At 71.9% G+C, this 13,278-nt stretch carries 10 protein-coding genes; 3 read left to right on the top strand and 7 right to left on the bottom strand.

Annotated features, from left to right (window positions below; genetic code table 11):
• Window positions 1–439 precede the first annotated feature (439 nt).
• Complete coding sequence (locus ACH4F6_RS26855) at window positions 440–1,957, bottom strand: glutamate--cysteine ligase (protein ID WP_397962903.1); 1,518 nt, start codon at window positions 1,955–1,957, stop codon at window positions 440–442.
• A 563-nt stretch (window positions 1,958–2,520) separates the two neighbouring features.
• Between ACH4F6_RS26855 and ACH4F6_RS26850 the strand changes: the two genes are divergently transcribed.
• Window positions 2,521–3,111: a hypothetical protein gene (locus ACH4F6_RS26850; RefSeq protein ID WP_397962902.1), complete on the top strand. Its 591-nt coding sequence runs from the start codon at window positions 2,521–2,523 to the stop codon at window positions 3,109–3,111.
• A 341-nt stretch (window positions 3,112–3,452) separates the two neighbouring features.
• Window positions 3,453–3,659 carry a DUF5999 family protein gene (locus ACH4F6_RS26845; RefSeq protein WP_397962901.1) on the top strand — a complete coding sequence of 69 codons (207 nt, stop codon included), beginning with the start codon at window positions 3,453–3,455 and terminating at the stop codon, window positions 3,657–3,659.
• A 444-nt stretch (window positions 3,660–4,103) separates the two neighbouring features.
• On the opposite strand, the gene ACH4F6_RS26840 is transcribed toward ACH4F6_RS26845, so the two are convergent.
• From ACH4F6_RS26840 to ACH4F6_RS26820, 5 genes are all read right to left on the bottom strand, one after another.
• Window positions 4,104–5,186, bottom strand: coding sequence for an endo-1,4-beta-xylanase (locus ACH4F6_RS26840; RefSeq protein WP_397962900.1), 1,083 nt, complete (start codon window positions 5,184–5,186; stop codon window positions 4,104–4,106).
• Between the two features lie 75 nt (window positions 5,187–5,261).
• Complete coding sequence (locus ACH4F6_RS26835; RefSeq protein ID WP_397963118.1) at window positions 5,262–6,026, bottom strand: carbohydrate ABC transporter permease; 765 nt, start codon at window positions 6,024–6,026, stop codon at window positions 5,262–5,264.
• 140 nt (window positions 6,027–6,166) lie between these two features.
• Complete coding sequence (locus ACH4F6_RS26830; protein WP_397962899.1) at window positions 6,167–7,165, bottom strand: carbohydrate ABC transporter permease; 999 nt, start codon at window positions 7,163–7,165, stop codon at window positions 6,167–6,169.
• Window positions 7,166–7,209: 44 nt separating this feature from the next.
• Entirely contained in the window at window positions 7,210–8,502 is a 1,293-nt protein-coding gene (locus ACH4F6_RS26825) for an extracellular solute-binding protein (protein ID WP_397962898.1), read from the bottom strand.
• Window positions 8,503–9,362: 860 nt separating this feature from the next.
• The gene (locus ACH4F6_RS26820) at window positions 9,363–9,707 is read right to left on the bottom strand and encodes a family 43 glycosylhydrolase (protein ID WP_397962897.1); all 345 of its coding nucleotides are present in this window, start codon (window positions 9,705–9,707) and stop codon (window positions 9,363–9,365) included.
• A 118-nt stretch (window positions 9,708–9,825) separates the two neighbouring features.
• Here ACH4F6_RS26820 and ACH4F6_RS26815 point away from each other — a divergent pair, with 118 nt between their 5' ends.
• Window positions 9,826–10,245, top strand: a complete 420-nt coding sequence (locus ACH4F6_RS26815; RefSeq protein ID WP_397962896.1) for a molybdopterin-binding protein — start codon at window positions 9,826–9,828, stop codon at window positions 10,243–10,245.
• Window positions 10,246–10,297: 52 nt separating this feature from the next.
• Here ACH4F6_RS26815 and gcvP read toward each other — a convergent pair whose 3' ends face one another.
• Window positions 10,298–13,183: an aminomethyl-transferring glycine dehydrogenase gene (gcvP, locus tag ACH4F6_RS26810; protein WP_397962895.1), complete on the bottom strand. Its 2,886-nt coding sequence runs from the start codon at window positions 13,181–13,183 to the stop codon at window positions 10,298–10,300.
• Between the last annotated feature and the right edge of the window lie 95 nt (window positions 13,184–13,278).

The following is a 13,278-nucleotide window of genomic DNA, read 5'->3' as shown; positions in this document are numbered from 1 at the left end:
GCCTCTCTCGCCTCCGCGCCGTCGGCCTGGGCCTCTTCCGCCCGGAGGACGGCAGGCGCTGGCTGGACCGCCCGTACGCGCTGGGGGGCCGGTGGGGGCTGCGCACGACGAGAACCGGGCGGCCCTCGGGTTCCTGGCGTGCCCGCGCCGGCCCGGGCGACGGCGACCGCTCCAGGAGCACGGTTTCCGGACGCCGGAGTGCGACGGCCCCGCCGCGGTGGCGGCAGCGGCCCGCAGTCGTTCACCGGACCGGCCGCGTCGAGCGCCTCCGGCACGGCCGTCGCGCGGGCGTCGGGAAGGGGGGCGATCACGGTCCGGAGCGCCCGGCTCACCCCGGGATCTCGCCGACGGAGCGACCCGGGGTCCGGGCAGCGTCTCACGCGCCTCGCTTCCCCCCTCCTGGCTGCGGAAGCCCCGGCCAGGAGGGGGAGGGACGTCCTCAGCCCGCGGGGACCGGCTCCGGCAGCCCCACCGGCCAGGTGTGCGCCGGTTCCCCCTCGCGCATCAGCTCGGCGTAGCGCCGGGTGGTCGCCGCGAGCGCCGCGTCGCGGGACAGCCCCGCCTCCAGGGCGCGGTGGAACGTGGCCACCTGCCAGCTCGCGCCGTTGGTCCGCCGCCGGCACCGCTCCTCGATGACGCCCAGGTAGAAGTCGCGGTCGGCCGGTTCCACGCCCCACGCGTCCAGCCCGGCCTCGGCCAGCGGCAGCAACTCGTCCCGGACGAGGCTCACCGCGTCGACCTCGGCCGTGCCGCCGAGCCGGCCCCGCCGCGGCCACTGGAGCCGGGCGTCGATGCCGTTCCGGCAGGCGGCGTCGAAGTTGGCCGCGGCGGTCTCGAAGGGCATCCGCGTCCACACCGGCCGCGAGTCCTCGGCGAGGGCGCGGACGACGCCGTAGTAGAAGGCCGCGTTGGCGACGACGTCGGTGACGGTGGGGCCGGCGGGCAGGACGCGGTTCTCCACGCGCAGGTGGGGGACGCCGTCGGCGATGCCGTAGACGGGCCGGTTCCAGCGGTAGATGGTGCCGTTGTGCAGGACGAGCTCGGCGAGCTTGGGCACGCCGCCCGCCGCCAGGACCTCGAGCGGGTCCTCCTCGTCGCAGAGGGGCAGCAGGGCGGGGAAGTAGCGCAGGTTCTCCTCGAACAGCTCGTACGCCGAACTGATCCACCGCTCGCCGAACCAGGTCCGCGGCCGTACGCCCTGCGCCTGGAGCTCCGGCGGCCGGGTGTCGGTGGCCTGCTGGAACAGCGGGGGCCTCGACTCCCGCCACAGCTCGCGGCCGAAGAGGAACGGCGAGTTGGCGCCGATGGCGACCTGCGCGGCGGCGACGGCCTGGGCGGCGTTCCACACGTCGGGGAAGCGCGCCGGGGTGACCTGGAGGTGCAGCTGCACGGAGGTGCAGGCGGCCTCGGGCACGATCGACTTCGAGGTGCAGGAAAGGTGCTCCACGCCGTCGATCTCGAGGGTGAACTCCTCGCCGCGGGCGGCCACGATCTGATCGTTCAGAAGGGTGTAGCGGTCGACCTCGGAGAGATTGGAGGAGACCAGGTCGTCACGGTCCAGAGTCGGCAGAATACCGATCATCACGATTCCCGCGTCGACTTCTCCCGCCTTCCGGTGGGCATATGCCAACGACGTGCGGAGTTCCTCGGCGAGCCGATCGAATACCCGCCCGCCCAGCCGGTGTGGAGCTATGTTGACTTCCAGGTTGAACATGGCGAGTTCTGTTTGGAAATCACGGCTCGCGATCCTCTCCAGCACTTGCCCATTCAGCATTTTCGGCAGTCCGTCGGCACCCGCGAGATTCAGTTCGATCTCGAGCCCCATGAGGTTCTTCGGGCGGTCGAAGCGCTGCTGGGCCAGGAGTCGCTCCAGTCCCGTCAGGCACTGCCGCAGCTTGTCGCGGTAGCGCTGGCGATCGGACAGGTCGAATCCTCCTGCCACCACCTTCTCCCCCATCGAAGCGTCCCTCCTCACATGGGCGGGCCGATGCTCCGGCCGCCCGCCGTCCGGGGTCAGGTGTGATGATGCCCAGCCCCGTCGATCGATAACGTCCCCCGTCCGTCCTGTCACCCGCTACCCTGACCGGAGATGTCCACAGGCACATTCACCGGGCAAGGCGCAAAGCGTTGTTTCACGAACTCGGGGTCTCGTGAAAAACGCCGACGAGAATAGGCCGATCGTTGCGCGCACATATCCCGAGGTCATCGAGGCGGACCCCCTTCTGAATCGGGATGATTCACGCGTATCGCCGACCGAATGGACTCTTGCCGGGTGTCCCGGAAGCGGCTAGACGAAACATAGTCTGAACACGTGTCGTATAAACTCCGCGAACAGGCAGAGAAGGTGGGCGCCCACGGTCGAAGGAGCCTGTCGTCGTCGAGGTGACGGACGGCAGGCCGCTGGCGTACCCCGGATTCCCCGGCCCCGGCCACCGCCTCTCTGACCTCACCGAGAGCTGACAGCGCCGTCCGCCCCACGCCCTCGCGTCACCGTGCCTGTCCACTGAGAGGCGACCCATCATGCCGCTGCATGTCCCCCCGGCTCCCGCGCCCGCCCTGCGCTCCGTCCTCACGGCACTAGGTTCCCCCACCGCGGTCCGCGAGGCTCGGACCCCGTCACTGCGCGCGGCACAGGGGCCCGCCACCCCCGAGCTGCCGCTGCCCGTGCACGTCCTGGACCGCATCACCCCCGAGGGCCTGTCCGCGACCCGGCTGGCCGGCTGGCGCTTCCTGATCCGCTGCGGCGACCGCGCCGTGGCCGCGGCCGAGACCCGGCTGACCCCGGACGGCTGGGCCTTCTCGCACTTCTTCGAGGGGCCCTACATCGCCTCCACCGAGCGCGCGCTGCGTCAGGCGGAGTCGTCCGCGCAGCCTTACCAGGCACGCCTGTTGTCCGTCCCCGGCCTGTACATGCTCACGCTGTGGCTGCACGGCGACATCGCCTCCGACGGCGCCACCGGCCACCCCGCCGAGACCGACCTGCTGGTGCCGCTGGCCCCGGCGCCCCCCGGGATCCCCGCCCACCTCCCGCACCGGGTCGCCGAACTGCTGCCCGTCCTGACGCTGCGGGTCCCCCCGGGCCCGGGCCCCCTGCTCGGCTCCCCGGCCTGACGCGCCGGGCCCGGCCACCGGCCCTCCGTACCCCGTCACCCGTACCGGGGTGACGGGGTACGGCTCTGTCTCGGCCCGTCGCACACGCGTGGACTAGCCCCATCCGGCCAGTCGGAACCACCCGAAGTGACCGTGCAGTTGAGATGAACCGCCCGCGTGGGTGAGGCGTCATCAACCTGTGAGAAGCGGTGCAGCGAAATCCCTGCGGATCGACGCCCGTGGGGCAACACTGGGTTCCGACCGACTTATCACAACGGGGGGCGGCCATGAACGACGTTTCACGCCGCGGGACAGACACGACACACCTTCCACACGACACGACAGAGCGAAAGATCCCCTCCATGTGCCAGCACCAGCCACCGTGCCCGACAGCCGACTCCGCCGACCGGGAATCCGCCCGTTGCGTGGCGCACCACCCGGAGCAGGGCTGGAGCCTGCTGTGCAACGGCGTCCTGCTCTTCGAGGACACCGGTGAGCTCCTGCCGGACGGCCGGATCATCGCGCCGCACCGTCCGCTGGGCGCCGGCCGGGTCGTCACCGCGGCCTGAGCGGGCCCGAGCACCGCCCGGACGGCACCGCCCGACGCCGCCCGGTGATCCGAGGGGCCGGACGCGGCCGCCGCCGCGCACCGGCCCCGACGCGTGTCCGGCACCCCTCGCCCTCCGTGAGGGCGCTCGGCGCGATCGGGGCGCCGCGCCGGCGCGGCCTGCGGGCGCCGGAGCGGAGGACACGAGCGTGCTGACCGGTTCGGCCGGCCTCCCGGAAGTCCGCCGGGACGGCCCGCCGTCGCCGGCCGTCCGCCGGCCCCCGCCGGCACGGGCGAGCCCGCCGTCCGCGCGGTCCTCGGCCCGGCGTGCGGCGGACGACCCGGCTCGCCGCGCGGGGAACCGGGCGCGGAGCCGGTGGTGCGGCCGAGCGCCGCGCCACCGGCTCCCCCTCCCCCGCCGGCTCCCCCTCCCCCGCCGGGGGCGCCGAGCGTCCGGCGCCGAGCCTCACTTCCGCAGCAGCGCCTCCCTGATCGCGTGGTAGGCCGGCTTCGGCGCGAGCTGCTCGTCCCACGGCAGCGCCGCGCCCTCGCCGGGGAAGAACGCCGGGATCCACGAGTACTTGTCGGTGTAGTCCCAGACGGTGATGCCGACGCAGCGCCGCACCGCGAGGCAGGCCTCGGTCATGTCCCGGTACCAGTCGGCCTGTTGGGCCAGCTTCTCGTCGGTCGCGGGCAGCAGCATCCGTACGTCGACCTCGGTGAGCGCCGTGTCCAGGCCGAGGCGGGCGAAGCGGCGGAGGTTGTCCTCCAGGGTCGCCGGATAGCCGTACTGGAGGGCGAGATGGGCCTGGAGGCCGAAGCCGTGCAACGGGACGCCCTGGGCCTTCAGTTCCTTCGCGAGCCGGTGGTAGGCGTCGCTCTTCGGGCCGACGGCCTCGACGTTGTAGTCGTTGAGGTACAGCTTCGCCTTCGGGTCGGCCTGGTGGGCCCAGCGCAGGGCGTCGGCGATGTAGCCCGGTCCGAGCGTCTTGTAGAAGACCGTCTCGCGGTAGGTGCCGTCCTCGTTGAACGCCTCGTTGACGACGTCCCAGGCGTACACCTTGCCCCGGTAGTGACGGACCTCGGTCTGGATGTGCTTCTTCAGCACGGCCCGCAGTTCGTCGGCGGTCCACTCCCTGCCGGTGAGCCAGTCGGGCAACTGGCTGTGCCAGACGAGGGTGTGGCCGCGCACCTTCTGGTGGTTCGCACGGGCGAGGTCGACGATCTCGTCGCCCGCGGAGAAGTCGAACACGCCCTGCTGCGGCTCGGTGGCGTACCACTTCATGCCGTTGCCGGGGGTGATCATGTCGAACTCGTGGCCCAGGACCTTCGTGTAGGCGGTGTCGGTGAGTTCGGGGTTGTCGGTGGCGCTGCCGAAGTAACGGCCGTGGCGCTGGGCGAGGTCGGCCAGGGTCCTCTCACGGTGCTGCTCCCCCGCCTGGGCGGCGGGGCCGCCCGCGACCCCGGCGGCGACGAGGACGGCGGCGAGGGCCCCGGCGAGTCTGAGCCGGGTGCGGGAGGTGCGGGGAACACGGAAGGTGCCGGGCATGGTGCGACTCCTCACGGTCGGGTGGTGTGGGTGAGCCGTACGGCGTCAGTGGTGCGGTACGTCCGCGGGCGCGCGTCATCCCTTCGTGGCGCCGGCGGTGAGGCCGCCGACGAGCTGGCGCTCGGCGACGGAGTAGAAGGCCAGGGCGGGAACCATGGCGAGGACCAGGTAGGCGAAGACCCGGGCGTACTCGGCGGAGTACTGGCCCTGGAACTGCTGGACGCCGATCGGGATCGTCCACCACGTCGAGTCGGTGAAGACCAGCAACGGCAGGAAGAAGTTGTTCCAGCTGCCCACCACGGCGAGGACGGAGACCGTGCCGAGGGCCGGGCGCGCCATGGGCAGCAGGATCCGCCAGAAGAACCCGAGGGTGCCGCAGCCGTCGAGGGTGGCCGCCTCCTCCAGTTCGGCGGGGATCTCCCGGAAGAAGCCGCGCAGGATGACGATGGTCATCGGCAGCCCGAAGGCGGCCTGCGGGAGGATCACGCCGAGCGGGTTGTCCAGCAGGTCCAGCGAGCGCAGCAGCAGGAACAACGGCAGCGCGGCCACCGCGAAGGGGAACATCAGCCCCATCGTGAACAGCGTGAACAGTGCCTCCCGGCCGCGGAAGGTGAAGCGGGCGAAGGAGAACGCGGCGAGCGCGGACACCGCGACCACCACGATCGTCGTCCCGATCGCGATCAGCGTGCTGCTGCCGACCAGCCGCCAGAACGACCCCGCGCCCAGGATGTCGGTGTAGTTGGAGGTCACCCACGACTCGGGCAGCCCGACGGGGTTGCGGGAGAGCTCGTCGGTGGACTTGAAGCCGGACAGGACCGCGTAGAGGAGCGGAACCGCCATCACCGCGCCGACGGCGACGAGGACGACGTGCAGCGGAAGGGTGCGGCCGCCCTTGCGCGCCCCCACGGCGCCGCCGGGCTCACGAAGGCGCCCGGCGCCGGTCTTGCGGACGCTCCCGGCACCGCCGGTCTCACGGACGCTCACGAGCCGCCTCCTCGCAGGGTCGTGGTGGCCCCCTCCAGGTCGCGGCGGAGCACGAACCGCTGGTAGGCGAGGGCGAAGACGAGGCTGAGGGCGAACATGGCCACGCTGATCGCGCTGGCGTAGCCCACCTGGTAGCGCTTGAAGCCGTACTGGAACATGGTCACGGCCATCGTCTCGGAGTGGTGGTCGGGGCCGCCCGCGGTGGTCACCCACACCAGGTCGAAGAGCTGGATCGAGCCGATGACGGACAGGAAGACACTGATCCGCAGGGTGGGCGCCAGCAGCGGCAGGGTGACGTGGCGGAACCGCTGCCAGGGGCCGGCCCCGTCGATCAGGGCCGCCTCGGTCAGCTCCGCCGGGATGGACTGGAGTCCGGCCAGGTAGAGCATCATGTGGAAGCCGAAGTACTTCCAGGTCATGACCAGGAAGAGGGTGGCCATGACGGTGGACGGATCGGCGAACCACTGCCCGCCCGCACCGTCCAGGCCGACCGCGCCGAGGACGTGGTCGGCGAGGCCGTCGTCCGGCGCGAAGATCATGCCGAACAGCACGCCGGTGATCGCCTCGGAGAGGATGTACGGCGCGAAGAACAGCATCCGGTAGACGGCCCGGCCGCGGATGCGCTGGTTGAGGGCGACCGCCAGGGCGAGCGCGAACGGCAGTTGGACGACGAGCGAGAACACGACCAGGACCAGGCAGCGCCACAGGTCGCCCAGGAAGACCGGGTCCTGGAAGAGCCGGGTGAAGTTGTCGCCGCCGATGTAGTCCTCGGGCATGCCGAAGCCGCCCCAGCGGAAGAACGCGGCGTACAGGGCGAACAGCATCGGCAGCAGTACGAGCGTGCCGAACAGCACCAGAGCCGGCACCTGGAGGCCGAAGGCGGTGAGCCAGTGCCGTGCGCGCCGGCGCGCCCGTCCCCCGGCCGCGCCGGCGGCCGGGGGCGGGGGACCGACGTCCGGGCCGCTCCGCTTGTCCGGGAGGAAGGTCGAGGTCATCGCCTGCTATCCCGCTTCCTTGGGAACGTCGAGGTCATTGCGGGTTACTGCTCTTCCTTCGCGACCTTGGTGACCGACTCGGCGACCTGCTGGGGCGACTTGGAGCCGGCGATGAGCGCGGCGACGCTGTCGTTGATCTCCTGGCCGACGGCGGGCGCGTAGGCTTGGTCGAGGTAGAGCTGGAAGCCGGTGGCCGCCTTCAGCTGGGTCTGCACGGCCTTGAGGTTGGGGTCGGTGAGGGCGCTCTCGGCGGCCGGGACCACCGGCAGCACCCCCGTCTTCTTGACCAGTTCGGTGTCGGTGGTGGCGGAGGCGAAGAACTTCAGGAAGTCGACGGCCTCCTGCGGCGCGCCCGCGCGCAGGGCGTGGCCGCCGCCTCCGCCGAACACCTCGGTGAGCGCGCCCTTGCCGCCCTCGACCTCGGGGAACGGGAAGAAGCCGAGGTTCGTGCCGAGCCCCTTGCCGGCGTCGGCCTCCACCACGGGGGCCCACTGCCCCATGAGCTCCATCGCGGCCTTGCCGTTGCCGACGGTGGCGGCCTGGCCGGTGGGGCTGGAATAGGCGGCGCCGAGGAAGCCCTTCTGGAACGGCTCGAGATCGACCAGGTCCTTCAGGTGCTGCCCGGCCCGGACGAAGCCGTCGCCGGTGAAGTCCTTGTCGTCGGCGGCCTTCTGGAGGGCGTCGACCCCCGCGGTGCGCATCGCGAGGTAGGCCCAGTAGTACATGCCCGGCCACTTCTCCTTGCCGGCCAGAGCCAGCGGGGTGACGCCGGCGGCCTTCAGCTTCCGCACGGTGTCGAGGAAACCGCTCCATGTGGTGGGGGGCGCGCTGACGCCGGCCTGCTGGAAGAGGGCCTTGTTGTACCAGAAGCCGATCATGCCGATGTCGAACGGGATCCCGTAGACCTTGTCGTCGAAGAGGTACGGCTCCCGGGCGACCGGCAGCAGACCGTCCCCCCACCCCTTGGTCCGCTCGGTGAGGTCCTCGACGAGTCCGGCCTCCAACTGCTGCTTCAGGACGCCGCCGCCCCAGGTGTGGAAGATGTCGGGCAGCTTCCCGGAGGCGGTCAGGGCCGTCATCTTCGACTTGTAGGCGTCGTTCTCCAACTGGACGATCTTGACCTTGACCTTGGGGTTCTGCGCCTCGAACTGCTTGGCCAGAGCGGCCCAGACGTCTTTCGTCGGCTGGGTGGTGGAGATGTTCCACCACTCGATGGTGGTCGTTCCCGACGACCCTCCGTCCGAGTCGCCGCCGCAGGCGCTCAGTGCCGTCATGCTCAGACCGGCCGCGGCGGAGGCCGCCAGGAAGCCGCGGCGGGACAGTGCCCGGTCGCCCATCATGCGCTCCTTGGGGTACGGGACGGCACACCCATGTCCGTCCAGCGATTTCGAAAGTTTCGGACTAGATCCAGAAAGCTTCGCTGCTGCCGCACCCTAGAGACAGGCTCCGACGGGTGGCAACCCCTTGAACGCAGGCAATCCAGAGGCGGCGACTCAGCGGGGCGGGCGGCGCCCGTGCCCGTCGAAGGCGGCGGTCCCCCCGGTGACGTGGAGACCGATGAGCCGGCCGGTGAAGCCGCAGGCCACCTGGGGGGAGAGAGGTACCGGCCGTCGAGCTCGGCGAGCGGCACGCGGCCCTCCGCGATCTCGGCGGTGAAGACGATCGTTTCGGGGCCCGCCGGGCGGACACCGGGGCCCTCCTGGCCCGCGGCCGTCACGACGGGCACCACCAGGTCCGTCGCACGGATGGCGACGACGGGCGTGAGGGCGCCCGGGCGGCACCGGCCGCCACGCGACCCACTGCCGTGCGGAACCCGGCCTGGACGGCAGTGGGTCGTGCGGCGGCCTCTCCCCCGCCTGCTTCGAGGTCGTGGTGACGGGCCTCGCCGACGCGGACGGAGAGCCCGGCGACGCTCGGCGCCGGGTTCCAGCAGGGCGGCCGTACGGCAGTCGGGGCGGCGCCGCCGACGGCCGGCGACGGTGTGCCCGGGCGGTCCAGGACGTCGCCGGTCGCGGTGAGCGCAGCCGTCCGGGCCGGGCGTCCGGCGACCGGGAGCCCTCCTGCCTGTGGCTCGGACTCGAAGGGCGCCAGGCCCCCGTAGGGGCGGGGAAGGCCTCCCGGCCGAGCACGCGGAACCGGGGGAACCAGCCACGCGGGCGCCGGCCCCCCGGGGCCGGCCCCTCGGTCACCTTGCCGGTCACCGGGCCGATACGCGCCGCCCGCACCCCTTCGGCCGTGGATCCCCCGCCCGTTCGACGGTGACCAGGAAGGTGCCGCCGTCGGCCACGCCGACGGCGACCTCGTGGAAGCGGCCGTCGTGGTGACGGATCGTCGGCGCGGGGATGCCGGCCGGGGCGGGCGGGTCGTCCGACGACGGCAGTCGGGCGGGCCGGTCGAAGACGTTGCCGATCTGCCGCCCGTGCACGGGATCGCGACTGTGGAGGAGCGGCCCTCCGGGGAAGTACTCGAAGCCGGAACAGACCAGGTGGCAGCCGTCCGCAGGCGCGTGAGCCCCTCCGGGAGGCCGAAGCGGCCGAAACATTCGGTCTCGTCGACGAACATTACGGAGCGGACTGTGAGAGGGCGCCCGGGGTGACGACAAGGCCGTCCGCGCCGTACATACCCGGCACGGGTACGGCGGAGCCCTACGGTGGATGCTCATGACCCTGAGCATCCGCAATCAGCTCCCCGGCACCGTCACCGCCATCACCCCGGGCGAGGTGATGACCGTGGTCACGATCCGTCTGTCCGGCGGCCGGGCCCTCACGGCGGCGGTCACCCGGGAGGCCGTGACCGAACTCGGCCTCGTCCCGGGCTCCACCGTCCGGGCGCTGGTGAAGTCGACGCAGGTCGCCCTGGCGACGACCCCGGCCGAGGGCCTCTCGATCCGCAACCGGCTCCCGGGAACCGTCGCCGGGATGACGGCCGGCGACGCCATGGCCTCGGTGAGGATCTCCACGGAGGACGGCGAGCTGACCTCCGTGATCACCAGGGAAGCGGTCGCCGAGCTCGGCCTGACAGCCGGCACTCCGGTCGTCGCCCTGATCAAGTCGACCGAGGTCTCGCTCGCGACGTCCTGACACGCCGAAGGGCTCCCGCCCGAACCGGACGGAAGCCCTCGGCCCCTGCGCGTCAGTCCTGGTACGAGTCCAGCGGCGGGCACGAGCAGACCAGGTTCCGGTCACCGAAGGCCTGGTCGATCCGGCGCACCGGCGGCCAGTACTTGTCGGCCGCGGACACCCCGGCCGGGAAGACGGCCTCCTCGCGGGTGTAGGCGTGCTCCCACTCCCCGCCGAGCGCGGCCGCGGTGTGCGGGGCGTGGCGCAGGGGGTTGTCGTCGGCGGGCCACTCGCCCGACCCGACCTTGTCGATCTCCGCGCGAATCGCGATCATCGTCTCGCAGAAGCGGTCGAGTTCGGCCAGGTCCTCGGATTCGGTCGGCTCGATCATCAGCGTCCCCGCCACCGGGAACGACATCGTCGGCGCGTGGAACCCGTAGTCGATCAGCCGCTTGGCGACATCGTCGACGCTCACGCCGGTCGCCTTGGTCAGCGGCCGCAGGTCGATGATGCACTCGTGCGCGACCAGCCCGCCCGGGCCCGTGTAGAGCACCGGGTAGTGCGGCTCGAGCCGCTTGGCGATGTAGTTGGCGCTGAGCACCGCCACCTGGGTGGCCCGCTTCAGCCCCTCCCCGCCCATGAGCCGCACGTACGCCCACGAGATCGGCAGGATCCCCGCGGAGCCCCAGGGCGCGGCCGAGATCGGCCCCACCCCCGTCTCCGGCCCGGCGGCGGGCTGCAGCGGGTGGTTCGGCAGGTACGGCGCGAGGTGGGACCGCACCGCCACCGGCCCGACACCCGGCCCTCCGCCGCCGTGCGGGATGCAGAACGTCTTGTGCAGGTTCAGGTGCGAGACGTCGCCGCCGAAGTGGCCCGGCTTGGCGAGGCCGACGAGCGCGTTGAGGTTGGCGCCGTCGACGTACACCTGCCCGCCGGCCTCGTGCACCTGGGCGCAGATGTCGGCGACGTGCTCCTCGAACACCCCGTGCGTCGACGGGTACGTGATCATCAGCACCGCCAGCTCGTCCCGGTGCCGCTCGATCTTCGTCCGCAGGTCCTCGACGTCGATCTCGCCGTCCTCGGCGGTCTTCACCACGACGACCTTCATGCCGGCCATCACGGCGCTGGCGGCGTTCGTGCCGTGCGCGGACGACGGGATGAGGCACACGGTCCGCTGGTCGTCGCCGTTGGCCCGGTGGTACCCGCGCACGGCGAGCAGACCGGCCAGCTCACCCTGCGACCCGGCGTTCGGCTGGAGGGACACCTTGTCGTACCCGGTGACCTCGGCGAGACGCTCCTCCAGCTCACGGATGAGCGTGAGGTAGCCCTCCGCCTGCTCCGCGGGCGCGAAGGGGTGCAGCTGTCCGAACTCGGGCCAGGTGACCGGCTCCATCTCGGTGGTCGCGTTGAGCTTCATGGTGCAGGAGCCCAGCGGGATCATGCCCCGGTCGAGGGCGTAGTCGCGGTCGGCGAGCCGGCGCAGGTAGCGCAGCATCGCGGTCTCGGAGCGGTACTGGTGGAACACGGGGTGGGTCAGGATCGTGTCGGTGCGCAGCAGCGCGGCCGGCAGGGCGTCCTCCGCGACCGCGTCGAGCGCCTCGATGTCCCCGTCGACCCCGAAGGCGGCCCAGACGGCGCCCACCTGGGCCCGCCCGGTGGTCTCGTCGCAGGCCACCGACACACGGTCGGCGTCGACGAGGTGCAGGTTGACACCGTGCTCGCGCGCGGCGGCGACGACAGCGGCGGCCTTCCCCGGCACGCGCACGGTCAGCGTGTCGAAGTAGGCGCCGTGCACCACCTCGACGCCCCCGGCCGTGAGTCCGGCGGCCAGGATCGACGCGTAGCGGTGCGTCCGGCGCGCGATCGCCCTGAGCCCCTCGGGCCCGTGGTAGACGGCGTACATCCCCGCCATGACGGCGAGGAGCACCTGCGCCGTACAGATGTTGCTGGTCGCCTTCTCCCGCCGGATGTGCTGCTCACGCGTCTGCAGCGCCAGCCGGTAGGCCTTGTTCCCGTCCGCGTCGACGGACACGCCCACGAGCCGCCCGGGCAGGCTGCGCGCGAACTTCTCGTGCACGGCCATGTAACCGGCGTGCGGCCCGCCGAAGCCCATCGGCACACCGAACCGCTGCGTCGTCCCGACCGCGATGTCCGCCCCCAGCTCACCGGGCGACGTCAGCAGCGTCAGCGCCAGCAGATCCGCGGCGACGGTGACGAGCGCACCCAGCTCATGGGCCTGCTCGATGACCGGCTTGATGTCGCGTACGGCCCCGGAGGCGCCGGGGTACTGGATCAGTACGCCGTTGATCTCCCGCGCGGCGATCTCGGCCGGGATGCCCTCGGACAGGTCGGCGACGACGACCTCGACGCCGGTCGGCTCGGCCCGCGTCTCGATCACGGCGATGGTCTGCGGCAGAGCGTCCGCGTCGACCAGGAACAGGCCCTTCTTGTTCTTGCCCATGCGCCGCGACAACGCCATCGCCTCGGCGGCCGCGGTGCCCTCGTCGAGCAGCGAGGCCCCGGAGGTCGGCAGCCCGGTGAGGTCGGCGACCACCGTCTGGAAGTTCAGCAGCGCCTCGAGCCGGCCCTGCGAGATCTCCGGCTGGTAGGGCGTGTAGGCCGTGTACCAGGCGGGATTCTCCATGACGTTGCGCAGGATGACCGGCGGCGTGAAGGTGCCGTAGTAACCCAGCCCGATCATGGAGTCCAGGACCCGGTTGCGGTCGGCGAGCTCCCGCAGCTCGGCCAGCACCTCGGCCTCGGAGCGCGCACCCGGCAGGTCCAGCGCGTCGGCGTTCTTGATCACATCCGGGACGGCGGCGGCGGTCAGCTCGTCCAGCGAGCCGTACCCGACCTGGGCGAGCATCTTGGCCCGCGCCTCCTGGTCGGGCCCGATGTGCCGCTGTTCGAACGGGGTGCCCTGTTCGAGCTCGGAGAGCGGAATGCGGTGGGCGGTCATTGCGGAGGCCTCCTGGTCTGACACGACCTTCGAGGGGCACCACGGCGCGGGTACCCGGACGGCCTCCCCCTCTGTCATCTCAACCTGAGAGCTTC

It is taken from the genome of Streptomyces sp. NPDC017936 (genome assembly GCF_044328485.1).
Classification (GTDB): Bacteria; Actinomycetota; Actinomycetes; order Streptomycetales; family Streptomycetaceae; genus Streptomyces.
This window is presented reverse-complemented; position numbering and strand designations above follow the sequence as displayed.